Below are 22,188 nucleotides of genomic sequence, written 5' to 3'. Positions count from 1 at the left end.
CCTTACAGCTTCATCAGGCTGGCGTCGTCGACCGAGGCCGAGTGGCGGGAACGGAACAGCGACACGATGATCGCGAGCCCGACCACGACCTCCGCGGCGGCGACGACCATCGTGAAGAAGGCGATGATCTGGCCGTCGAGATTGCCGTGCAGCCGGGAGAAGGCGACGAACGCGAGATTGCAGGCGTTGAGCATCAGCTCGACACACATGAACACCACGATCGCGTTCCGTCTGATCAGTACGCCGGTGGCGCCGATCGTGAACAACAGGGCGGCGAGATACAGGTAGTTGACGGGGTTCACTTCGACGCCTCCTCGGTCCGCTTCGGGCTCACCGGCTCGACGTCGGTCCGCTCCAGGCGCTCCTCGGCCCGGCGCTCCAGAGCCTTCAGGTCGTTCAGCGCCTCGGTGGACACGTCACGGATCTGGCCGCGCTCCCGCAGCGTCTTGTTGACGGTCAGCTCGGACGGGGTGCCGTCCGGGAGGAGGCCCGCGATGTCCACCGCGTTGTGCCGGGCGTAGACGCCGGGGGCCGGCAGCGGCGGCAGGTGCTTGCCCTCGCGTACGCGCTGCTCGGACAGCTCGCGCTGGGTCTTGGCCCGCTCGGTGCGCTCGCGGTGGGTGAGCACCATGGCGCCGACGGCGGCCGTGATGAGCAGGGCGCCGGTGATTTCGAAGGCGAACACGTACTTGGTGAAGATGAGGGCGGCGAGGCCCTCCACGTTGCCGTTCGCATTGGCCGTGCCGAGGCCGTCGAACTCCTTGATGGACGCGTTGCCGATGCCCGCGAACAGCAGGGTGCCGAAACCGAGCCCGCACACCAGGGCCAGCCAGCGCTGGCCCTTGATGGTCTCCTTCAGCGAGTCCGCCGCGGTGACGCCGACGAGCATCACCACGAACAGGAACAGCATCATGATCGCGCCGGTGTAGACGACGATCTGCACGACGCCCAGGAAGTAGGCGCCGTTGGCGAGGTAGAACACCGCCAGGATGATCATGGTGCCGGCGAGGCAGAGGGCGCTGTGCACGGCCTTCTTCATGAGGACGGTGCACAGGGCGCCGATCACGGCGACGGTGCCGAGGATCCAGAACTGGAAGGCCTCACCGGTGGAGGTGGAGTAGGCGGCGAGCTGCGCGCTCATGCCTCCACCCCCTCGTCCTGAGGCTTCTCGCCCTTGGAGACGGCGACCTGGCGCTCGGTGCCGGGGGCGGCCTCCGTGACCAGACCCCGGTAGTAGTCCTGCTCGTCCATCCCGGGGTAGATGGCGTGCGGGCTGTCGACCATGTTGTCGTCCAGTCCGGCGAGCAGCTGCTCCTTGGTGTAGATGAGGTTGGCGCGGCTGGAGTCGGCCAGCTCGAACTCGTTCGTCATCGTCAGCGCGCGCGTGGGGCATGCCTCGATGCACAGGCCGCACAGGATGCAGCGGGCGTAGTTGATCTGGTAGACCCGCCCGTACCGCTCGCCCGGCGAGTAGCGCTCCTCGTCCGTGTTGTCGGCGCCCTCCACATAGATGGCGTCGGCGGGACACGCCCAGGCGCACAGCTCGCAGCCGACGCACTTCTCCAGGCCGTCCGGATGGCGGTTGAGCTGATGCCTGCCGTGGAACCGCGGGGCGGTGGTCTTCTGCTGCTCCGGGTACTGCTCGGTCAGCCGCTTCTTGAACATGGCCTTGAAGGTCACGCCGAAGCCGGCGACGGGGTTCTGGAAACCGGGACCGGTCTCCTTGGGTTCCTCAGCCATCGGACGCCTCCTTTCCGTTCGCAGGTCCGTCACTCGCAGTATCCGGCCCGCCACTGACAATCAACTCGCGATCGCGGCGCGGGCGGCGTCGCGGCACCGGCGGGAGCGTCTGTCCCGGCAGCGGCGGTACGGGGAAGCCGCCCGCCATCGGGTCGAAGGCGGCGGGCTCCTCGGCGGGCGCGGCGGCCTCCTTCGACTTCTCGCGGAACATGTCGGCGACGAAGGACAGCAGCAGGAGGACGAGGACGCCGCCGCCGACGTACAGCGCGATGTCGGCGAAGTCGTAGTTCTCGTTCCGCAGGGTCCGCACGGTCGCGACGAGCATCAGCCAGACCACGGAGACCGGGATGAGGACCTTCCAGCCGAGCTTCATCAGCTGGTCGTAGCGGACGCGGGGCAGAGTGCCGCGCAGCCAGATGAAGAAGAACAGCAGCAGCTGCACCTTCACCACGAACCAGAGCATCGGCCACCAGCCGTGGTTGGCGCCCTCCCAGAAGGTGCTGATCGGCCAGGGAGCCCGCCAGCCGCCCAGGAAGAGCGTCGTCGACACGGCCGAGACCGTCACCATGTTCACGTACTCGGCGAGCATGAACATCGCGAACTTGATGGACGAGTACTCGGTGTTGAAGCCGCCGACCAGGTCCCCCTCGGACTCCGGCATGTCGAAGGGGGCGCGGTTGGTCTCGCCGACCATCGTCACGATGTAGATCACGAACGAGACCGGCAGCAGGACGATGTACCAGCGGTCGTGCTGCTGCTCGACGATCGTCGAGGTCGACATCGACCCGGAGTAGAGGAACACCGAGGCGAACGCGGCGCCCATGGCGATCTCGTAGGAGATCATCTGCGCGCAGGAGCGCAGGCCGCCCAGCAGCGGGTACGTGGATCCGGAACTCCAACCCGCGAGCACGATCCCGTAGATGCCGACCGACGCGACCGCGAGGATGTAGAGCATCGCGATCGGCAGGTCGGTGAGCTGCATCGCCGTACGGTGGCCGAAGATCGAGATCTCGTTGTCGGCCGGCCCGAAGGGGATCACGGCGATCGCCATGAAGGCCGGGATGGCCGCGACGATCGGCGCGAGGACGTACACCACCTTGTCGGCGCGCTTGACGATGAGATCTTCCTTGAGCATCAGCTTGATGCCATCGGCGAGCGACTGGAGCATGCCCCAGGGGCCGTGCCGGTTGGGGCCGATGCGCAGCTGCATCCAGGCGACGACCTTGCGCTCCCACACGATGGAGAACAGCACGGTGATCATCAGGAAGGCGAAGCAGAAGACGGCTTTGACGACGACCAGCCACCAGGGGTCGCGGCCGAACATCGACAGGTCTTCGGCGGCGAGGTACGGAGTCATGCCTGCACCTCCTTGGGAGCCTCGGCGGCGAGTGTCGCCGCACCGATGCGGACGAGTGCGCCGGGCAGGGCCCCGGTGTCGGAGGCCACGCCTTGCCCGGCGGAGTTCAGCGGGAGCCAGACCACGCGGTCGGGCATCTCGGTGATCTGCAGCGGGAGTTCGACCGTCCCGGCGGGACCGGTGACGGCGAGCAGGTCGCCGTCCTTGACGCCCGCCTCGGCGGCCGTGGCGGCCGACACACGCGCGCGTGCGGCGTGCCGGGTCCCGGCGAGTGCGTCGTCGCCCTCCTGGAGACGGCCCTGGTCGAGCAGCAGCCGGTGGCCCGCCAGCACGGCCTCCCCGGCGGCCGGACGCGGCAGCTGCGCGGAACCCTCGCGGGGGTCCGTCGCCCGCAGCCCGTCCCAGGCGCCGAGGCGGTCGATCTCCGAGCGCGCGGTGCGCAGATCGGGCAGCCCCAGGTGTACGTCCATGGCGTCGGCCAGCATCTGCAGGACCCGCGCGTCGGTGGGCGCCAGCCTGCGGGTCATGTGGTCGGGCTTGAGCGCGGCCTCGAAGAAGCGGGCCCGGCCCTCCCAGTTGAGGAAGGCGCCCGCCTTCTCGGCCACCGCGGCGACCGGCAGCACGACGTCCGCGAGTCCGGTGACCTCGCTGGGCCGCAGTTCGAGCGACACCAGGAAGCCGACTTCGGAAAGAGCGGCACGCGCGCGTGCCGGGTCGGGCAGATCCGCGACCTCGACGCCCGCCACCACCAGGGCCCGCAGTTCGCCGCCGGCGGCGGCCTCGACGATCTGGCCGGTGTCGCGGCCGTAGCGGTGCGGGAGTCCGGAGACTCCCCAGGCCGCCGCGACCTCGTCCCGCGCGCGCGGGTCGGTGGCCGGACGGCCGCCCGGCAGCAGCGACGGCAGCGCGCCCACCTCGATGGCGCCGCGCTCCCCGGCCCGGCGGGGGATCCACACCAGTTCGGCGCCGGTCGCGGACGCCGCCCGTACGGCGGCGGTGAGCCCGCCCGCCACGCCGGCCAGTCGCTCACCGACGACGATCACCGCGCCCCCGGTGCGCAGCGCCTCGGCGGCCTTCGCGCCGTCGCCCTCCAGGCCGGCCCCGCTCGCCAGGGCGTCCAGCCACTCGGGCTCGGTACCGGGTGCGGCGGGCAGCAGCGTGCCGCCGGCCTTCGCCAGGCCCCGGGTGGCGTGGGTGGCGAGCGAGAAGGTCCGCTGCCCGTGTTTCTGCCAGGCCTTGCGCAGCCGCAGGAAGACGCCGGGCGCCTCCTCCTCGGACTCGAAGCCGACGAGCAGGACGGCGGGCGCCTTCTCCAGCGAGGTGTACGTGATGCCCGTACCGTCGAGGTCGCGGCCGCGTCCGGCGATCCGGGCGGCCAGGAAGTCGGCCTCCTCGCTGCTGTGCACGCGCGCGCGGAAGTCGATGTCGTTCGTGTCGAGCGCCACGCGCGCGAACTTGCTGTACGCGTAGGCGTCCTCGACGGTCAGGCGGCCGCCGGTCAGAACGCCCGCGCGACCCCGAGCGGCCAGCAGTCCCTGCGCGGCGGCCTCCAGCGCCTCGGGCCAGGACGCGGGTTCCAGTTCACCGGATTCACCCCGTACGAGAGGCGTCTCGAGCCGGTCCCGCTGCTGCGCGTACCGGAACCCGAAGCGCCCCTTGTCGCAGAGCCACTCCTCGTTGACCTCGGGATCGGGGGATGCCAGGCGCCGCATGACCTTGCCGCGCCGGTGGTCGGTGCGGGTCGCACAGCCGCCGGAGCAGTGCTCGCACACCGAGTGCGACGAGACGAGGTCGAACGGGCGTGAGCGGAAGCGGTACGCCGCCGAGGTCAGCGCGCCCACGGGGCAGATCTGGATGGTGTTCCCGGAGAAGTACGACTCGAAGGGGTCGCCGTCGCCGATGCCGACCTGCTGGAGCGCGCCCCGCTCGAGCAGCTCGATCATCGGGTCGCCCGCGATCTGGTTGCTGAACCGTGTGCACCGGGCGCACAACACACACCGTTCGCGGTCGAGCAGCACCTGGGTGGAGATCGCGACGGGCTTCTCGTACGTCCGCTTCTTTCCCTCGAAGCGGGACTCGGAGTTGCCGTGCGACATCGCCTGGTTCTGCAGTGGGCACTCACCGCCCTTGTCGCAGACCGGGCAGTCCAGCGGGTGGTTGATGAGCAGCAGCTCCATCACGCCGTGCTGGGCCTTTTCGGCGGCCGGGGAAGTGAGGTGAGTCTTCACCACCATTCCGTCCGTACACGTGATCGTGCAGGACGCCATGGGCTTGCGCTGGCCCTCGACCTCGACGATGCACTGGCGACAGGCGCCGGCCGGGTCGAGGAGCGGGTGGTCGCAGAAGCGGGGGATCTCGATGCCGAGCTGCTCGGCGGCCCGGATGACCAGGGTGCCCTTGGGCACGCTGATCTCGGCGCCGTCGATCGTCAGCGAGACGAGATCTTCCGGCGGGAGCGCCGCCTCTCCCCCTCCGGAGGGAGCGCTGGTGGTCACAGTCATGCGTTCACCTCCGTGCGGTCGGCCCAGGCCGTCGACCTGGCCGGGTCAAAGGGGCAGCCGCGGCCCGTGATGTGCTGCTCGTACTCCTCACGGAAGTACTTGAGCGAGGAGAAGATCGGCGAGGCGGCGCCGTCGCCGAGGGCGCAGAAGGACTTGCCGTTGATGTTGTCGGCGATGTCGTTCAGCTTGTCGAGGTCGGTCATGACGCCCTTGCCGGCCTCGATGTCGCGCAGCAACTGCACGAGCCAGTACGTCCCTTCACGGCACGGCGTGCACTTGCCGCAGGACTCGTGGGCGTAGAACTCGGTCCAGCGGGTGACCGCCCGGACGACGCAGGTGGTCTCGTCGAAGCACTGGAGCGCCTTGGTGCCGAGCATGGAACCGGCCGCGCCCACGCCCTCGTAGTCAAGGGGCACGTCGAGGTGCTCGTCGGTGAACATCGGCGTCGAGGAGCCGCCCGGCGTCCAGAACTTCAGCCGGTGGCCCGGCCGCATCCCGCCGCTCATGTCGAGGAGTTGGCGGAGTGTGATGCCGAGCGGGGCCTCGTACTGGCCGGGGCTGGCGACGTGGCCGCTGAGCGAGTAGAGCGTGAAGCCCGGGGACTTCTCGCTGCCCATCGACCTGAACCATTCCTTGCCCTTGTGCAGAATTGCGGGAACTGACGCGATCGACTCGACGTTATTTACAACAGTCGGGCACGCATAGAGGCCCGCGACAGCAGGAAAGGGGGGACGGAGCCGCGGTTGACCACGGCGGCCTTCGAGCGAGTCGAGCAGTGCGGTCTCCTCACCGCAGATGTACGCGCCCGCGCCCGCGTGCACGGTGATTTCGAGGTCGAGGCCACTGCCCAGGATGTTCTTGCCGAGGTAGCCCGCCGCGTAGGCCTCTCGTACGGCCTCGTGCAACCGCCGCAACACGGGGACCACTTCACCGCGCAGATAGATGAAGGCATGCGACGACCGGATGGCATAGCACGCGATCACCATGCCCTCGATGAGGCTATGCGGGTTCGCGAAGAGGAGCGGGATGTCCTTACAGGTTCCCGGTTCCGATTCGTCGGCGTTGACAACTAGATAGTGCGGCTTTCCATCGCCCTGAGGAATGAACTGCCATTTCATTCCCGTGGGGAATCCGGCACCGCCGCGGCCGCGCAGACCGGAGTCCTTGACGTACGCGATGAGGTCGTCCGGCGACATGGCGAGCGCCTTGCGCAGGCCCTCGTACCCCTCGTGCCTTCGGTAGACGTCCAGCGTCCAGGACTTCTCCTCGTCCCAGAAGGCGGACAGCACGGGTGCGAGCAGCTTCTCGGGACTGGTCTCGTTGATCTCGGGTGCCAAGGTCATCACTCCCCCTCCTCGGCAACAGGACCCGCCGGGTGGGACGGGTCGGAGTCCGACGTGTCCTGCGGCGCGTCGTGCGAGCTCAGGTGCTCGGCCGGAGACGGTTCGTGCGGCGGCTCGTCCTGGGGGGCACCGGAGCCCCTCGGGTGGACCACGCGCGCGGGGGCGCTCTCTCCCTTGGCCAGGCGCAGGCCGGTCAGCGAGGCGGGTCCCGCGCTGCCGCTCGCCTCGACGGCCCCGTCCCGCTCGTCGGGGAAGCCGGCCAGGATGCGGGCGGTGTCCTTGAACGTGCACAAGGGGGCACCGCGCGTGGGCTCGACCGGCGCTCCCGCGCGCAGGTCGTCGACGAGCCGCTTGGCGCTGGCCACGGTCTGGTTGTCGAAGAACTCCCAGTTGACCATCACGACCGGAGCGAAGTCGCAGGCCGCGTTGCACTCGATGTGCTCCAGGGTGACCTTGCCGTCGTCGGTGGTCTCTCCGTTGCCGACGCCCAGGTGGTCCTGGAGGGCGGAGAAGATCGCGTCGCCGCCCATCACCGCGCACAGGGTGTTGGTGCAGACGCCCACCTGGTAGTCACCGGACGGCCGCCGCCGGTACATGGTGTAGAAGGTGGCGACCGCGGTGACCTCCGCCGTGGTCAGGCCGAGGATGTCGGCGCAGAACTGCATGCCGGTGCGCGTGACATGGCCCTCCTCCGCCTGCACGAGGTGCAGCAACGGCAGGAGCGCCGAGCGGGAGTCCGGGTAGCGGGCGATGATCTCGCGCCCGTCCCGCTCCAGCCGGGCTCGAACGTCGTCCGGGTAGTCGGGCGCGGGCAGTCGGGGCATGCCCAGGCTGACGCCCTGCTCCGAGGAACTGGTGGTCACCGGTCGACGCCTCCCATCACGGGGTCGATGGACGCGACGGCGACGATGACGTCGGCGACCTGGCCGCCCTCGCACATCGCCGCCATGGCCTGCAGGTTGGTGAAGGACGGGTCGCGGAAGTGGACCCGGTAGGGGCGGGTGCCGCCGTCGGACACGGCGTGCACCCCTAGTTCGCCCTTGGGTGACTCGACCGCCGAGTACGTCTGTCCCGGCGGGACGCGGAAGCCCTCGGTCACCAGCTTGAAGTGGTGGATCAGGGCCTCCATGGAGGTGCCCATGATCTTCTTGATGTGATCGAGGGAGTTGCCGAGCCCGTCAGGTCCCAGGGCGAGCTGGGCGGGCCAGGCGATCTTCTTGTCGGCGACCATGACCGGTCCGGGAGCGAGCCGGTCCAGGCACTGCTCGACGATCCGCAGGGACTGGCGCATCTCCTCCAGGCGGATCAGGAAGCGCCCGTAGGAGTCGCAGGTGTCGGCGGTCGGGACGTCGAAGTCGTACGTCTCGTAGCCGCAGTAGGGCTGCGACTTGCGCAGGTCGTGCGGGAGGCCGGCGGAGCGGAGGATCGGGCCCGTGGCCCCGAGGGCCATACAGCCCGCCAGGTCGAGATAGCCGACGTCCTGCATACGGGCCTTGAAGATGGGGTTCCCGGTGGCGAGCTTGTCGTACTCGGGGAGGTTCTTCTTCATCTTCTTCACGAACTCGCGGATCTGGTCCACCGCGCCCGGCGGCAGGTCCTGGGCGAGTCCGCCGGGACGGATGTACGCGTGGTTCATCCGCAGGCCGGTGATCAGCTCGTAGATGTCGAGAATGAGTTCACGATCACGGAAGCCGTAGATCATGATCGTGGTGGCGCCGAGTTCCATGCCGCCGGTGGCGATGCACACCAGGTGCGAGGACATCCGGTTCAGCTCCATCAGGAGCACCCGGATGATCGAGGCGCGGTCCGGGATCTCGTTCTCGATGCCGAGGAGTTTCTCGACGGCGAGGCAGTACGCGGTCTCGTTGAAGAACGGCGTCAGGTAGTCCATGCGCGTCACGAACGTGGTGCCCTGGGTCCACGTCCGGTACTCGAGGTTCTTCTCGATGCCGGTGTGCAGGTAACCGATGCCGCAGCGGGCCTCGGTGACCGTCTCGCCGTCGATCTCCAGGATGAGGCGGAGCACCCCGTGGGTGGACGGGTGCTGCGGACCCATGTTGACGACGATGCGCTCGTCGTCGGACTTGGCGGCGGACTGGACGACCTCGTCCCAGTCGCCGCCGGTGACCGTGTAGACGGTCCCTTCCGTGGTCTCGCGCGCCGAAGCGGCGGATGCGTGGGAAGTGCTCACGAGTACGACCTCCGCTGGTCCGGAGCCGGGATCTGGGCGCCCTTGTACTCGACGGGGATGCCGCCGAGGGGGTAGTCCTTGCGCTGCGGGAAGCCCTGCCAGTCGTCCGGCATCATGATCCGCGTCAGCGCCGGGTGACCGTCGAAGATCAGGCCGAAGAAGTCGTACGTCTCCCGCTCGTGCCAGTCGTTCGTCGGATAGACGGAGACGAGCGACGGGATGTGCGGGTCGGCGTCGGGGGCGCTGACTTCGAGGCGGATCAACCTGTTGTGGGTGATCGAGCGCAGGTGGTAGACGGCGTGCAGCTCGCGGCCCTTGTCCTCCAGGTAGTGCACTGCGCTCACGCCCGTACACAGTTCGAAGCGGAGGGCCGGGTCGTCGCGCAGGGTCTGGGCGACGCGGAGCAGGTACTCGCGTTCGATGTGGAACGTCAGCTCGTCGCGGTCGACGACCGTCTTCTCGATGGCGTTCCCGGGGACGAGTCCCTGTTCTTCCAGGGCGCCCTCCAGCTCGTCGGCGACCTCGTCGAACCAGCCGCCGTAGGGGCGGGCGGCCGGGCCGGGGAGCCGGATGGAGCGGACCAGGCCGCCGTAGCCGGAGGTGTCGCCGCCGTTGTTGGCGCCGAACATGCCGCGCTGGAGGCGGATCTCCTCGCCCCCCTCGCCACGCTGGCCGGGGAGGTTGGAGGCGCCGAGGTCCTTCTCGGGGTTGACCCCGTTGCCGTTGGCGTTGGCGTCGCTCACCGCAGCAGCCCCTTCATCTCGATCGTCGGGAGCGCCTTGAGCGCCGCTTCCTCCGCCTCGCGGGCCGCCTCCTCGGCGTTCACGCCGAGCTTGGAGCTCTGGATCTTCTGATGGAGCTTGAGGATCGCGTCGATGAGCATCTCGGGCCGCGGCGGGCAGCCGGGCAGATAGATGTCGACCGGCACGATGTGGTCGACGCCCTGGACGATCGCGTAGTTGTTGAACATTCCGCCCGATGACGCGCAGACCCCCATGGAGATCACCCACTTGGGGTTGGGCATCTGGTCATAGACCTGCCTGAGCACCGGCGCCATCTTCTGGCTGACCCGGCCGGCCACGATCATCAGATCCGCCTGGCGCGGTGAGCCGCGGAAGACCTCCATGCCGAAGCGCGCGAGGTCGTAGCGGCCGGCGCCGGTGGTCATCATCTCGATGGCGCAGCACGCCAGGCCGAAGGTGGCGGGGAAGACGGACGCCTTGCGCACCCAGCCCGCGGCCTGCTCGACGGTCGTCAGCAGGAATCCGCTCGGCAGCTTTTCTTCGAGTCCCATGTCGTTAAAGGCCCCTCAGTCCCATTCCAGACCGCCGCGCCGCCATACGTACGCGTACGCGACGAAGACGGTGAGCACGAAGAGCAGCATCTCCACGAGCCCGAAAACACCCAGGGCGTCGAAGGTGACGGCCCAGGGGTAGAGGAAGACGATCTCGATGTCGAAGACGATGAAGAGCATCGCCGTCAGGTAGTACTTGATGGGGAAGCGCCCGCCGCCGGCCGGCGTGGGGGTCGGCTCGATACCGCACTCGTACGCCTCGAGCTTGGCCCGGTTGTACCGCTTCGGACCGATCAGCGTGGCCATGACCACGGAGAAGATCGCAAAGCCTGCCCCGAGGGCTCCCAGTACGAGGATCGGCGCATACGCGTTCACGCTCCTCGCTCCTCTCAGTCGGCACTGACTGCATGGGGGTCCCCCCTGGTCGAGCGGAGCCGAGACCTTGGGGGAGGTTGCGTCGGGCGAGCACTCCCGCCTCACACGTCCCACGAACCCCGTGCGTCCCGACGAAGATCGCGTACATGTGAAGCAGGTCACAAGCCCAACTGCTGCGCATCCTATGCCCGGCGGTCTGTGATCTGCGACACGGGGGTAAGTAAGGAGTTTGTGATCTCTGCCACCTGGCGAAGGATCATGAAGCCGGATGAGCGGTGATCTTCATACGCGAAGCATCCGAGTGATCACCAAGCGGTGACATTTTCCCTCGTCGCCGCTGGTCGAGGCGGTCTTGCATTATCAAGGCGCGTCCACTCAGGGCAAATTGGTGCTGGACCAGATCCCTTGATAGTGGGGCCCGTTCACACCCCCGAGGGAAGAGAAGCGGACGGAAGTGGACGCGTGCACGCATTCACGAGCGGGCGCGCTCGTCGGCCCCGCGCGGGACGCCCTCGCTCGGGCGGCCGAACTGTGACCTGTGCCACATCCGCAGGGGGGTCAAATAAACCGGGCTTGGCCACCGGGCACAACCGGTGGTAGGTGCAGGGCAATTCGGGCGTAACGATGAAAGACCGTGATCACAGGCTTGATCCGCGGTGTCCGCAATGCCCGTTACGGCGTCAATAAAGAACGGCGCGCCCAGGATTCGGGGCATCGATTGAACAACTGTGGCGCACCACACGTTTCTTGAAGGTATGGAGGAGCCCCTGGTACCGCTTGTACCCATGTCCCACACCGCTCACATACGAAGCCATCGGAAGCCCCGCCGCAGCACCCCGAAAATCTCGGTGCGCGCCGGAGTCGCCGGTGGCGTTCTCAGCACCCTGGCAGTGGCCGGCGCTGCCGGTGCGGCGAACGCGGCCGAACCCGTGACGCAGACCGTGGAACTGCCCACCCTGACGGCCGACCTGGCCACTCAGGTCGCGCAGTCCGCGGACGCCACCCAGCAGGCAGCGGCCAACTACGAGCTGCAGGCCGAGCGTGACGCGGCCGCCGCCAAGGCCGCAAAGCAGGCCAAGTCGGACCTGGCCGACGCGAAGAAGAAGGCGGAGGCCACGAAGAAGGCCGAGGCCGCACGCAGGGCAGCTGCCGAGCGTGCCGCCTCGCGCAGCGCCGAGCGGGCCACCCTCAGCGCCTCGGCGAGCGCCTCTACGGGCACGTCGACGTCCACGTCCACGTCCACGGCCACCGGTTCGGCCGCGGCGGTCATCGCGTTCGTCAAGGCGCAGATCGGCGACGCGTACGTCTCCGGCGGCACCGGCCCCAACTCGTGGGACTGCTCCGGCCTCGTCCAGGCCGCGTTCAAGCAGGTCGGTGTGAGTCTGCCGCGCGTCTCGCAGGACCAGTCGACGGCGGGCACCCAGGTCTCGCTGAGCAACCTGCAGCCGGGCGACATCCTGTACTGGGGTGGCGCGGGCAGCGCGTACCACGTGGGGGTGTACGTCGGCGACGGCATGTTCGTCGGCGCGCAGAACCCGTCCACCGGCGTCGTCGAGAAGCCCCTCTCGTACGACCCGCCGACCGGTGCGGTGCGCGTGCTCTGACCCGGCGACGCGCCGAAGTCCCGTCTGTGGGGCGCCCCTCCTTCGGGACGGGCGCCCCACAGTCACATCACCTCACACCGGACATGTCGGTCAACTCCCGGATCGCGCACCCGGATCGCACACCGCTCGACGCCCGGATCGCCGGGAGTCATGGCAGAGGGACAGCGGGCGGAGAAGGCGCGGGCAGCGCGGGCGGACGGTCACGCGGGGCGTGGAGCCGTGTTGCGTCATGCCGCCCGCACCGGGGCGTCACGCCTTCGGCGCCACCTTCGACAGCCCGTTGATGATCCGGTCCATCGCGTCGCCGCCCGTGGGGTCCGTCAGGTTGGCGAGCATCTTCAGGGTGAACTTCATCAGGAGCGGGTGCGTGAGGCCGCGCTCCGCCGCGATCTTCATGACCTTCGGGTTGCCGATCAGCTTCACGAAGGCCCGGCCCAGCGTGTAGTAGCCGCCGTACGTGTCCTTGAGCACGCGCGGGTAGCGCTGGAGCGCGATCTCACGCTGGGCGGGGGTCGCACGGGCGTGGGCCTGGACGATGACGTCGGCCGCGAGCTGGCCGGACTCCATGGCGTACGCGATGCCCTCGCCGTTGAACGGGTTCACCAGGCCGCCGGCGTCGCCGACGAGCAGCAGCCCGCGCGTGTAGTGGGGCTGACGGTTGAAGGCCATCGGCAGCGCGGCGCCGCGGATCGGGCCCGTCATGTTCTCGGGCGTGTATCCCCAGTCCTCCGGCATCGAGGCGCACCACGCCTTCAGGACTTCCCGCCAGTCCAGTTCCTTGAAGGAGTCGGAGGTGTTGAGGACGCCGAGGCCGACGTTGGACGTGCCGTCGCCCATGCCGAAGATCCAGCCGTAGCCCGGCAGGAGCCGGTCCTCGCCGGGGCCTCGGCGGTCCCACAGCTCCAGCCAGGACTCGAGGTAGTCGTCCTCGTGCCGCGGGCTCGTGAAGTACGTACGCACGGCCACGCCCATCGGGCGGTCCTCGCGGCGATGCAGGCCCATCGCCAGGGACAGGCGCGTCGAGTTGCCGTCCGCCGCCACCACCAGCGGGGCGTGGAAGGTGACCTCGCGCTTCTCCTTCGAGTCGGCGTCACCGAGCTTCGCGTGGACGCCTGTGATGCGGCCCGTGCGGTCGTCGATGATCGGCGCGCCGACGTTGCAGCGCTCGTACAGCCGCGCGCCCGCCTTCTGTGCCTGACGGGCCAGTTGCTCGTCGAAGTCGTCGCGCTTGCGGACGAGGCCGTAGTCCGGGAACGAGGCGAGATCCGGCCAGTCCAGCTGGAGCCGGACACCGCCGCCGATGATGCGCAGGCCCTTGTTCCTGAGCCAGCCCGCCTCCTCGGAGATGTCGATGCCCATCGCGACCAGCTGCTTCGTGGCGCGCGGCGTCAGGCCGTCGCCACAGACCTTCTCGCGCGGGAAGGCGGTCTTCTCCAGCAGGAGGACGTCCAGACCGGCCTTCGCCAGGTAGTACGCCGTCGTCGAACCGGCTGGCCCGGCCCCGACGACGATCACATCGGCGGTGTGTTCGGAGAGGGGCTGGGGCTCGGTCACGGCGGGGGCTCCCCAAGACTCGAAATCAACGTGCTGACGGGCACTGGACATGGGCAGTCTATTCAGCGGTACCGACCCACCTGCCTGAAGGGCTGCCCCTGTGAACAGAGCTCTCCCCGACGTACGGCTGCGCGTCCCCACCGACGAGGACGCCTTCGCCTGGCACCGGATCTTCGCCGACCCCGAGGTCATGGAGTTCCACGGCGGCAAGGCCGCCGAACTGTCGGTCTACGAGGAGCTCACCGCCCGTCAGCGCAGGCACGACGCCGAGCGCGGCTTCTGTCTGTGGACCTTGCTCGACGAGTCGGGCGAGGTCATCGGCTTCACGGGCGCGCAGCCGTGGCCGCACGAGTGGGGCCCGAAGGGCGAGATCGAGATCGGCTGGCGGCTCGGGCGGGCCCACTGGGGCAAGGGGTACGTCACCGCCGCCGCGCACGCCACCCTCGAACGGGTGCGCGCGGCGGGCGTGTCCGGCGTCGTCGCCATGGTCGACGCCCGCAACGAACGCTCCATCGCCGTGACCCGACGTCTCGGCATGGAGCTGGTGGAGACCTTCACCACGCCGACCGCCCAGCGACTCGGGCACTGCTACCGACGCGAGCTGTGACTGTATGTAACCAACTGCTACAGAAAGACATCTGACGCTTCCGGCCGACACCCCCGTGCGGTTACCCTTCCAGTACCGCTGGGGGTGACATCTGTGCATATACCGCCCAAAACACCCGAAGTGCGCGTGCCGCGGCTTGTCGGCCTGATGGCCGTGGACGCGCGCGAGACGGCCGAGGCGGGCGGCGTGCTGCTCGCCGCGCCGGACCGCCCCGACTCCCCTCTCACGTTCCTCGACTTCGTCGTGCGCCAATATCCCCCGCCCGGCACGGAGGTGCCGCGCGGTGCCGTGGTCACCGTGTGGTTCGACCTCGGCGAGGGCGGGGGCGGCGGGGGCGCGGGGGTGCACGAGCCGCGCCGGCCCATTCCGCCACCGGGCGGGCTGCGCCGCGAGCTGGACGAACCGGGTGACCCCTTCAAGGTCCTCAGGTGAGCTGCCAGGAGTCGAGGGCGACCCGGAACGTCTCGGCCAGGCCGCCCTCCCACAGCTCGTCCTTGCCGACGAGCATGATCGCGTACTCGGTGCCGTCCTCGGCGACATAGCCCTGGTCCGCCGCGTGGACGGTGCGGCCGGACCCGTCGGTGTACGTGTACTCCCAGATCGCGCCGTCGCGGCCCTGGAAGGTGTTCCGCTCCAGCCTGATCCGCTGGTAGCCGGCGTCCTTCTTCTTCGCCGTCTTCTCCAGGGTCAGGAAGTTGTCGTACGAGGTGTAGCCCGCGTTCGCGATGACGCCGACCTGCACGTGCTCCAGACCGGTCGAGCCCGCGTACGTCACCTGCGTGCCGTTCTTCACGCCCTCGCGCGCCCAGACGTCGGGTACGGCGAGGGAGAAACCGAAGGGGTCGTCCAACCGGTGGTAGCCGGCGGGAAGTTCGAAGGGGGAGGCAGTGGCTTCGCCGGTGGCCCCGTCCGTCGCCCTGTCCGTCGCTTCGTCCGTGGCCGTGTCCGTCGCCCCGCTCGTCGGGTCCGCGAACGGCGTCGCCGACGGCGAGTCGGAGGCCGTCGCCGTCGGCTTCGTCCTCGGTTTGCCGGAGGACGTATCGCCCTTCTGGTGGTCCTGCCAGACCAGCACACCGGCCGCCGCGCCCCCGCCCACGACGAACGCGACGGCGAGCGTCACAGCCCAGACCACGGCGCGGCTGCGGGGCTTCGGGGCGGCGGCGGGCGGCTGCGGGCCGAGTGGGAAGGCGTGGAGGTCGTACGCGGTGGGAGTGTGCGCGGGCGTGCTCGGCACCGGCGGCACGGGCGGCATCGGCCGGCCCACCGGAGTCTGCGGAACCGGGGAAACCGGCGGAACCGGCGGAACCGGGGAAACCGGGGAAACCGGGGAAACCGGGGAAACCGGGGAAACCGGCGGGCCCGGCGGAACCGTGGGCGGTGCGCTCATGCCCGTCCGTCCGCCGGCCACCCGCACCAGATACGGCGCCACGAACGTCGCCGCGGAGATCCACAGCAGCCCGAAGAGCAGTGCCTCGGGGAAGCTCAGCCCCGCGTCGAGCGTGCCGCCCGCGGACAGGCCCGAGGAACCGAAGTCCGAGGACGTACTGCCCGACATCTCGGTGCCGAGGCCGCCGAGCCCGGCCAGGATCAGGAACAGGCCGAGGAAGACGCCCGCCGCCAGCAGCTGTTCCCCGCGGCTCGTCGAGCGGCGCGCGGCGACGACGCCCAGGATCAGCGCGCAGACCACACCGAGCGCCAGCGCGCCCACGACCGCCCAGGCGTTGGTGACGTCGGCCAGTTCGGAGAGCCCGAAGGCGTGGTGCTCGTAGCCGCCGCCGTACGGCGAACTCCCCTGCGCCCGCGCCCCGACGGGCACGCCCCAGGAAAGACCGAGCGCCAGCACGGCGAGGTTGGGCAGTACGAGGAGCGCGACCAGGAGCGGTGAGACGCCGTCCGCGCTCCACGCCTGGTCCAGGTCGTCGAGCCGGGCGACGGTGATGAACGCGACGACCGAGCAGAGCGCGAGGACGACGGTCAGGGCGCGCAGCGCCGTACCCGTGGCGCGCAGCAGCGTCCGGGCGCCGGGGTGAGCGGCCCACCACTGGTCCGGGCCGACGCGGTGCAGCACGCCGCAGGCCACGGCGAGGGAGAGCAGCAGGGCACCCAGTGCGGAGAGCGCCGGGGAGGCGGAGATCTCGACGCCCGCGATGGTGGGCTGGGCGAAGAGGCCGAGGAGCAGTACGGCTCCGGTCACCAGGAGCGCCACCCGCACGGCGGCCTCGAGTCCGGCGGTCGGACTGCCCGGGGCGCGCACCGCGAGCCGCCCGCGCAGGAGGCGTACGCCGACGCAGAGCGCGGCGATCCACAGGACCGTGACCGTCAGCGGCACCAGCGAGAAGGAACCCCCGCCCGTGACGTCCCCGGCCGCTCCCTGGTCGTAGCCGCCGCCGAACCCGGTACCGGAGCCGTAGCCGTAGCCGGAGCCCGACGCGGCCTTCACCTCGAAGCCGCCGCCGAGCGCCTGGAGCAGCAGCGCCAGCGCGATCCGCAGCCGGTCGCCGAAGCCGACGAATTCCTCGGAGTCCTGCCCGTACTTGGGGATTCCCAGGGCCACGGCGGAGACCAGCAGCAGTCCTACGGGCCACAGCGCGGCCTGTGCGGCTCCGGCCCAGTCACCGCGGAAGGTACGGCCGAGGAAGGCGCCGACGGGCGAGGGCCGGGCGGGACCGGGGGCGTACGCCGGGGGCGGCGGGCCGACGGGAGGCGCGACGGGCGGGACGGCGGGAGGCGCGACCGGCGAAACGGCGGACACCTCGGGCACCTCGGGCGCCGCAGACACCTCGGGCGCAGATGCGTCGGGTGCTTCGGACGCGTCGGATACGTCGGACGCGTCGGACGCCACCGCTACCCGTTCGCGCCCGCACCGCATGCAGAAGCGGGCCTCGGCGGGAGAGGGTGCCCCGCAGTGCGGGCAGTACGACGCCATGCAAACGCTCCGTCATTCATAAGTCTCATGCCGTGATCGGACGTAAGCAACGGACGGAGATTTTCGTTGACCGGTTCCCGTCAGCCCCACCCTCGTACGGATGAATTGACCGGCACCTCAGGAATCTGGGGCTAGACGGCCTTGAATCCCCGGTGCAGCGCCACGACTCCGCCCGTCAGGTTCCGCCACGCCACCTTCGACCAGCCGGCCTTGCGCAGCCGCTCGGCCAGCTCGGGCTGGGTCGGCCAGGCGCGGATCGACTCGGCGAGATAGACGTACGCGTCGGGGTTGGACGAGACGGCACGGGCGACCGGCGGCAGCGCGCGCATCAGGTACTCGGTGTAGACCGTGCGGAACGGCGCCCACGTCGGGTGCGAGAACTCGCAGATCACGACGCGGCCGCCCGGCTTGGTCACCCGGTACAGCTCGCTCAGCGCGGTATCGGTGTCCTGGACATTGCGCAGCCCGAAGGAGATCGTCACCGCGTCGAAGGTGTCGTCCTTGAAGGGCAGCTTCGTCGCGTCGCCCGCCGTGAGCGGCAGCCAGGGGTGGTTCTTCTTGCCGACGCGAAGCATCCCGAGGGAGAAGTCACAGGGGACGACGTACGCACCCGCACGGGCGAAGGGGAGCGAGGAGGTGGCGGTGCCCGCCGCCAGGTCCAGGATCTTCTGCGCGGGCCGGGCGTCGACCGCCTTCGCGACCTCCCGGCGCCACACCCGGTCCTGTCCGAGCGACAGCAGGTCGTTCGTCAGGTCGTACCGTTCCGCCACGTCGTCGAACATCGAGGCGACTTCGTGCGGCTGCTTGTCCAGAGATGCGCGGGTCACGCCCCCATTGTGGCAGCACGGGCCGGGCGCGTCGGAGGCGCCCGGCCCGTACGCCGGTCGGTGAACTGCTCCTCAGGGCAGCAGCTTCGGCTTCTTCTTCGCGGCCACGTCCTCGACCCAGCCCACCAGCGGGACGGCGATCCAGATCAGCGCCCAGCCGATGCCGAACATGAACCACTGGCTCTCCAGCGGCAGCCACTTCTCGAAGGCGGGCACCTTCCAGAACTGGTCGATCAGCGGGACCGCGAGGATCAGCGCGATCTCGTGCCACAGATAGATCGTCACCGCTCGCCCGTTGAAGATCGTCACGATCCGGTCGAGCCGCTTGAAGCGGGCCAGCCACGCGAAGTCGACGTCGTAGTGCGCCTTGAAGTACATCAGCAGCGCCACGAAGCCGGCCGACCAGAAGGCCTGGGCGAGCGGGTTCTCGTCCAGGTCGTAGGTGCCGAACTCCCCCTGGTGCGCGAAGGCGTACCAGCCGCCGTACGCGAGCGCGGCCAGCGACAGCGCGACCACCGCGACGGGCTTCAGCCGCTGGAGCACGCCCTCGCGGTGCGCGAAGCCGACGAGCCAGCAGAACAGATAGGTGGCGATGTCCGTCAGCGCGCTGCCGAAGCGGTTCCACGGCGGCTGCCAGCCGAACTGGAAGACCACGATCGGGACGAGGGAGAGCAGCAGCACCGGGATCGGCGCCTTGCGAAACACCCACAGGAGCACCGGGGAGAGCCAGACGAACCAGAGGTACGTGCGCAGGTACCAGAGGATCTCGTACGCCTGCGAGCCCCACGCGTTGCCCGGCGGGTCGCCGACCGGCACGATCCAGTAGACGATCTCCCAGCCCGGCATCCAGCCATGGATCATCATCGCCAGCACGACGAAGACTCCCCAGAACCAGAAGGGGGGCAGGAGCCGGCGCATCCGGCTCTTGACCACCTTGAGCGCGGGACGCTCCAGCGACTTCGCCATCAGGGTGCCGGCGAGCGCGAACATCACACCCATGGACGGGAAGACCAGGCCGGCCCAGGCCCAGCCGAAGGTGTGGTACGTCACGACACGGACCAGCGCGACGGCGCGCAGCGCGTCGAAGTAGCGGTCGCGCCCGCCGGCTTTCGCCTTCGGCCGGGGTTCCGGAGCGTCCGCCCCCGGTGCCGGGGCGTCCGCCCCCGATGTCGCGCCCTCGGGCGCTTCCGCTTCGGGTGCCGCCGGGACCGGATCCATCTGGACCGTGCTGGTGACGGCCGCGGCCTCCGGCTGCGCGGGAGCGTGCTGCCACTGCTGCTCGTACGGTCCGGGCTGGACGTACCCCTGCCCGTACGGCTGCTGCTGCCCGTACGGCGGCGGATACTGCTGCCCGTACGGCTGTGCCAGTGGCTGCTGCTGTCCGTACGGCTGAGGCTGTGACTGCGAGGGCTGCCCGTACGGCTGTGACTGCGGCTGTGGCTGCTGCCCGTAGCCGTACCCCTGTTGCTGCTCGGGTCCCCAGCTCATCAGCTCACCCCCGCCGGGGTGCCGACCTCGCCCGTGCGCTTCAGCTTCTGCCAGCGCAGGCGGCCGCCGGTGAGGGCCGTGATGCAGGAGTGGATCAGGACGAGGTACATCATCTGGCGGTACGCGAGCTGTTGCAGCGGCATCATCAGGAGATACCGGTACTTCTCGCGGTCGAGCCGGAACGCGTAGGCGGCGCAGACGAGTTGGACGACGAGCACCGCCAGCCAGGCGAGCAGGGACGCCCAGAAGTCCACGAAGATCATCGAGTAGACCGTGAAGACGTCGATCAGCGGCGCGAAGACGGGCGTGACGATCTGGAAGATCACGACGAGCGGCATCCCGACCCGGCCGAAGCGGCCCGATGGACCCCGGTCCGTCAGGGACTTGCGGTGCTTCCACAGCGCCTGCATGGTGCCGTACGACCAGCGGTAGCGCTGGGACCACAGCTGCTTCAGCGAGCCGGGCGCCTCGGTCCACGCGCGCGCGTGCTCCTCGTAGACGACCCGCCAGCCGCCCCGGTGCATGGCGATGGTGATGTCGGTGTCCTCGGCGAGCGTGTCCTCGCTCATCCCGCCGACCTCCAGGACCGCCTCGCGGCGGAACGCGCCGATGGCGCCCGGAATGGTGGGCATGCAGCGCAGCAGGTCGTACATGCGGCGGTCGAGGTTGAAGCCCATCACGTACTCGATGTGCTGCCAGGCGCCGATGACGGTGTCGCGGTTGCCGACCTTGGCGTTGCCCGCGACCGCGCCGACCTCGTCGTCCGCGAAGGGCTGCACGAGCCGGCGCACGGTGTCCGCTTCGAAGACGGTGTCGCCGTCCATCATCACGACGATGTCGTAACTGGCGTTGCGCACTCCGTTGTTGAGCGCGGCAGGCTTGCCCGCGTTCTCCTGGCGCAGGACCCGGACGTTGGGTATCCGCATGGCCTCCACGATGTCGGCCGTGCCGTCCGTCGAGCCGTCGTCGACGACGATGATCTCGATCGGATGCGTGGACTGCGCGAGGGAGTTGATCGTGTTCTCGATGCACTCCTTCTCGTTGTACGCGGGCACGATCACGCTGACCGGCCTGGTGATCTCCGGCCCCCAGCTGAACCGGCGCTTGTTGCGCTGCCGGTAGTGGGTGCGGGCGAGGACGAGCATCATCGCGAACCGGCCCATGACGGCGACGCCCACGACGACCAGACCGGACGCGAGCGCCGGCATGCTCCACTCGGCGAGGGCGACCGCCGCGACCAGGGCCTTGCCCTCGTACAGGGTCGCGCCGGTGGCCTTCCGGTGGGCGGCCTGCTCGATCGAGGTCGCGGTCGCGCCGGTGGCCGTGCCCGTGCCGGCAGCCGCGCCGGGCTGCCGGCCGTTCGCCGTCCCACCGTTCGCCGTCCCACCGTTCGCCGTCCCACCGTTCGCCGCCCCGCCGTTCGCCGTCTGATCGATCGGCTGCTGCCCGGTCCCGGTCCCCGCGCCCGCCCTGCCGGCGGCGGTCGACGCCCGGTCCTTGGCCAGGGCGCCGCTGACGGTGGTGAAGGTGTAGCCCTTCGCCTTCATCTTCTTGATGTACTTCGGCAACGCCACCAGGGTCTGGTCGCGGTCGCCGCCCGCGTCGTGGAACAGGACCGAGGCGCCGTTGTTCTTCTTCGGCGTGGCCGTCTTGATGATGCTCGCGACGCCCGGCTGCTTCCAGTCGTCGCTGTCGGTGTCGATGAACACGCTGGTGTAGCCCAGCTTGGCCATCCGCTGGTAGACCGGCCAGCTGTAGTTGTCGATGGCGTCGGCCTCCGCCGAGTACGGCGCGCGGAACAGCGTCGTCGTGATGCCCGCCGCCCCCGCGAGGGCGAGCTGGGTCTGGTTCAGCTCGCGTTCGACGCGCGCGGTGCTCTGGTACGAGAGGTCGACGTGCGTGAAGGTGTGGATGCCGACCTCGTTGCCCTGGTCGACCATGTCCTTCACGGCGTCCGGGTAACGCGTGACCATCGAGCCGACCAGGAAGAACGTGCCGGGCACGTCGTTGTCCTGGAGGATCTTGAGGACCTTCTCGGTGTACGTGGGGTTCGGACCGTCGTCGAAGGTCAGGACGATGGTCTTCTTCGGTACCGACTTCGGGTCCACCGTGCCGTTGCTGGACGTGAAGATCGGGCCCGCTTCGAGGATCTTCTTCGGCACCTTGTCGTAGGCGGCGCTGTCGCGTACGCGCTGGTCGCTGAAAACCTCGCCCCGCAGGTAGCCGTCAAGGAGCATCACACTCGTCAGGCCCAGCAGGAGCAGCAGGGCGAGGATCACGCGCGGTTTCTGCAGCGCGGCGGCCTTGCCGGCGGCCCGTTCCATCCGGGAAGGGGCGCGCCGGCGGCCGCGCGAAGGCGTCGTCTTAGTCATGGGTGTGTC

At 69.5% G+C, this 22,188-nt stretch carries 19 protein-coding genes; 3 read left to right on the top strand and 16 right to left on the bottom strand.

Annotated features, from left to right (window positions below):
• Positions 1 to 2: 2 nt before the first annotated feature.
• From nuoK to GTY58_RS25285, 11 genes are read right to left on the bottom strand one after another with little or no spacing between them, the layout of a single operon-like run.
• Positions 3 to 302: an NADH-quinone oxidoreductase subunit NuoK gene (gene nuoK / locus GTY58_RS25335; protein WP_006133113.1), complete on the bottom strand. Its 300-nt coding sequence runs from the start codon at positions 300 to 302 to the stop codon at positions 3 to 5.
• On the bottom strand, positions 299 to 1,141 hold the full coding sequence (locus tag GTY58_RS25330) for an NADH-quinone oxidoreductase subunit J (protein WP_010986267.1): 843 nt from the start codon (positions 1,139 to 1,141) through the stop codon (positions 299 to 301). The genes nuoK and GTY58_RS25330 overlap by 4 nt, the downstream gene beginning before the upstream one ends.
• Complete coding sequence (gene nuoI / locus GTY58_RS25325) at positions 1,138 to 1,740, bottom strand: NADH-quinone oxidoreductase subunit NuoI (RefSeq protein WP_010986266.1); 603 nt, start codon at positions 1,738 to 1,740, stop codon at positions 1,138 to 1,140. Before nuoI ends, GTY58_RS25330 begins: the two co-directional genes overlap by 4 nt.
• Positions 1,733 to 3,097, bottom strand: a complete 1,365-nt coding sequence (nuoH, locus tag GTY58_RS25320; RefSeq protein ID WP_010986265.1) for an NADH-quinone oxidoreductase subunit NuoH — start codon at positions 3,095 to 3,097, stop codon at positions 1,733 to 1,735. Before nuoH ends, nuoI begins: the two co-directional genes overlap by 8 nt.
• Positions 3,094 to 5,598 carry an NADH-quinone oxidoreductase subunit G gene (locus GTY58_RS25315; RefSeq protein ID WP_010986264.1) on the bottom strand — a complete coding sequence of 835 codons (2,505 nt, stop codon included), beginning with the start codon at positions 5,596 to 5,598 and terminating at the stop codon, positions 3,094 to 3,096. The genes nuoH and GTY58_RS25315 overlap by 4 nt, the downstream gene beginning before the upstream one ends.
• Positions 5,595 to 6,944: an NADH-quinone oxidoreductase subunit NuoF gene (gene nuoF / locus GTY58_RS25310; protein ID WP_010986263.1), complete on the bottom strand. Its 1,350-nt coding sequence runs from the start codon at positions 6,942 to 6,944 to the stop codon at positions 5,595 to 5,597. The genes GTY58_RS25315 and nuoF overlap by 4 nt, the downstream gene beginning before the upstream one ends.
• On the bottom strand, positions 6,941 to 7,804 hold the full coding sequence (gene nuoE / locus GTY58_RS25305) for an NADH-quinone oxidoreductase subunit NuoE (RefSeq protein WP_010986262.1): 864 nt from the start codon (positions 7,802 to 7,804) through the stop codon (positions 6,941 to 6,943). Before nuoE ends, nuoF begins: the two co-directional genes overlap by 4 nt.
• A complete protein-coding gene (locus tag GTY58_RS25300) occupies positions 7,801 to 9,132 on the bottom strand; it encodes an NADH-quinone oxidoreductase subunit D (protein ID WP_010986261.1) in 1,332 nt (443 codons plus the stop codon). Before GTY58_RS25300 ends, nuoE begins: the two co-directional genes overlap by 4 nt.
• The gene (locus GTY58_RS25295) at positions 9,129 to 9,875 is read right to left on the bottom strand and encodes an NADH-quinone oxidoreductase subunit C (RefSeq protein ID WP_010986260.1); all 747 of its coding nucleotides are present in this window, start codon (positions 9,873 to 9,875) and stop codon (positions 9,129 to 9,131) included. Before GTY58_RS25295 ends, GTY58_RS25300 begins: the two co-directional genes overlap by 4 nt.
• Positions 9,872 to 10,426 carry an NADH-quinone oxidoreductase subunit B gene (locus GTY58_RS25290; RefSeq protein ID WP_006382209.1) on the bottom strand — a complete coding sequence of 185 codons (555 nt, stop codon included), beginning with the start codon at positions 10,424 to 10,426 and terminating at the stop codon, positions 9,872 to 9,874. Before GTY58_RS25290 ends, GTY58_RS25295 begins: the two co-directional genes overlap by 4 nt.
• Positions 10,427 to 10,441: 15 nt before the next feature.
• Complete coding sequence (locus tag GTY58_RS25285; RefSeq protein WP_007383963.1) at positions 10,442 to 10,801, bottom strand: NADH-quinone oxidoreductase subunit A; 360 nt, start codon at positions 10,799 to 10,801, stop codon at positions 10,442 to 10,444.
• Between the two features lie 785 nt (positions 10,802 to 11,586).
• On the opposite strand from GTY58_RS25285, the gene GTY58_RS25280 reads away from it, so the two are divergent.
• A complete protein-coding gene (locus tag GTY58_RS25280; RefSeq protein ID WP_010986259.1) occupies positions 11,587 to 12,405 on the top strand; it encodes a C40 family peptidase in 819 nt (272 codons plus the stop codon).
• A 249-nt stretch (positions 12,406 to 12,654) separates the two neighbouring features.
• Here GTY58_RS25280 and GTY58_RS25275 read toward each other — a convergent pair whose 3' ends face one another.
• Positions 12,655 to 13,959, bottom strand: coding sequence for a geranylgeranyl reductase family protein (locus GTY58_RS25275; RefSeq protein WP_010986258.1), 1,305 nt, complete (start codon positions 13,957 to 13,959; stop codon positions 12,655 to 12,657).
• 100 nt (positions 13,960 to 14,059) lie between these two features.
• On the opposite strand from GTY58_RS25275, the gene GTY58_RS25270 reads away from it, so the two are divergent.
• Complete coding sequence (locus GTY58_RS25270) at positions 14,060 to 14,566, top strand: GNAT family N-acetyltransferase (RefSeq protein ID WP_010986257.1); 507 nt, start codon at positions 14,060 to 14,062, stop codon at positions 14,564 to 14,566.
• A gap of 93 nt (positions 14,567 to 14,659) precedes the next feature.
• Positions 14,660 to 14,998, top strand: a complete 339-nt coding sequence (locus GTY58_RS25265) for a PASTA domain-containing protein (protein ID WP_078234364.1) — start codon at positions 14,660 to 14,662, stop codon at positions 14,996 to 14,998.
• Here GTY58_RS25265 and GTY58_RS41385 read toward each other — a convergent pair.
• The 4 genes from GTY58_RS41385 to GTY58_RS25245 all read right to left on the bottom strand — a co-directional run bounded on the left by GTY58_RS41385 (position 14,991) and on the right by GTY58_RS25245 (position 22,179).
• Positions 14,991 to 17,492: a zinc ribbon domain-containing protein gene (locus GTY58_RS41385; RefSeq protein WP_010986255.1), complete on the bottom strand. Its 2,502-nt coding sequence runs from the start codon at positions 17,490 to 17,492 to the stop codon at positions 14,991 to 14,993. The two genes, GTY58_RS25265 and GTY58_RS41385, sit on opposite strands and share 8 nt — an antisense overlap.
• A 131-nt stretch (positions 17,493 to 17,623) precedes the next feature.
• Complete coding sequence (locus GTY58_RS25255) at positions 17,624 to 18,319, bottom strand: demethylmenaquinone methyltransferase (protein ID WP_010986254.1); 696 nt, start codon at positions 18,317 to 18,319, stop codon at positions 17,624 to 17,626.
• A 72-nt stretch (positions 18,320 to 18,391) separates the two neighbouring features.
• A complete protein-coding gene (locus GTY58_RS25250) occupies positions 18,392 to 19,807 on the bottom strand; it encodes an acyltransferase (RefSeq protein ID WP_010986253.1) in 1,416 nt (471 codons plus the stop codon).
• On the bottom strand, positions 19,807 to 22,179 hold the full coding sequence (locus tag GTY58_RS25245) for a bifunctional polysaccharide deacetylase/glycosyltransferase family 2 protein (RefSeq protein ID WP_010986252.1): 2,373 nt from the start codon (positions 22,177 to 22,179) through the stop codon (positions 19,807 to 19,809). The genes GTY58_RS25250 and GTY58_RS25245 overlap by 1 nt, the downstream gene beginning before the upstream one ends.
• Positions 22,180 to 22,188 lie beyond the last annotated feature (9 nt).

Source organism: Streptomyces sp. SID5469 (assembly GCF_009862865.1).
GTDB lineage: Bacteria > Actinomycetota > Actinomycetes > Streptomycetales > Streptomycetaceae > Streptomyces > Streptomyces avermitilis.
This window is presented reverse-complemented; position numbering and strand designations above follow the sequence as displayed.

What these genes read in the sequence shown, in the direction of transcription:
- GTY58_RS25330 (WP_010986267.1), bottom strand. Translation starts at nt 1,141, where the DNA reads ATGAGCGCGCAGCTCGCCGCCTACTCCACCTCCACCGGTGAGGCCTTC.
- nuoI (WP_010986266.1), bottom strand. Translation starts at nt 1,740, where the DNA reads ATGGCTGAGGAACCCAAGGAGACCGGTCCCGGTTTCCAGAACCCCGTC.
- nuoH (WP_010986265.1), bottom strand. Translation starts at nt 3,097, where the DNA reads ATGACTCCGTACCTCGCCGCCGAAGACCTGTCGATGTTCGGCCGCGAC.
- GTY58_RS25315 (WP_010986264.1), bottom strand. Translation starts at nt 5,598, where the DNA reads ATGACTGTGACCACCAGCGCTCCCTCCGGAGGGGGAGAGGCGGCGCTC.
- GTY58_RS25290 (WP_006382209.1), bottom strand. Translation starts at nt 10,426, where the DNA reads ATGGGACTCGAAGAAAAGCTGCCGAGCGGATTCCTGCTGACGACCGTC.
- GTY58_RS25280 (WP_010986259.1), top strand. Translation starts at nt 11,587, where the DNA reads ATGTCCCACACCGCTCACATACGAAGCCATCGGAAGCCCCGCCGCAGC.
- GTY58_RS41385 (WP_010986255.1), bottom strand. Translation starts at nt 17,492, where the DNA reads ATGGCGTCGTACTGCCCGCACTGCGGGGCACCCTCTCCCGCCGAGGCC.
- GTY58_RS25250 (WP_010986253.1), bottom strand. Translation starts at nt 19,807, where the DNA reads ATGAGCTGGGGACCCGAGCAGCAACAGGGGTACGGCTACGGGCAGCAG.
- GTY58_RS25245 (WP_010986252.1), bottom strand. Translation starts at nt 22,179, where the DNA reads ATGACTAAGACGACGCCTTCGCGCGGCCGCCGGCGCGCCCCTTCCCGG.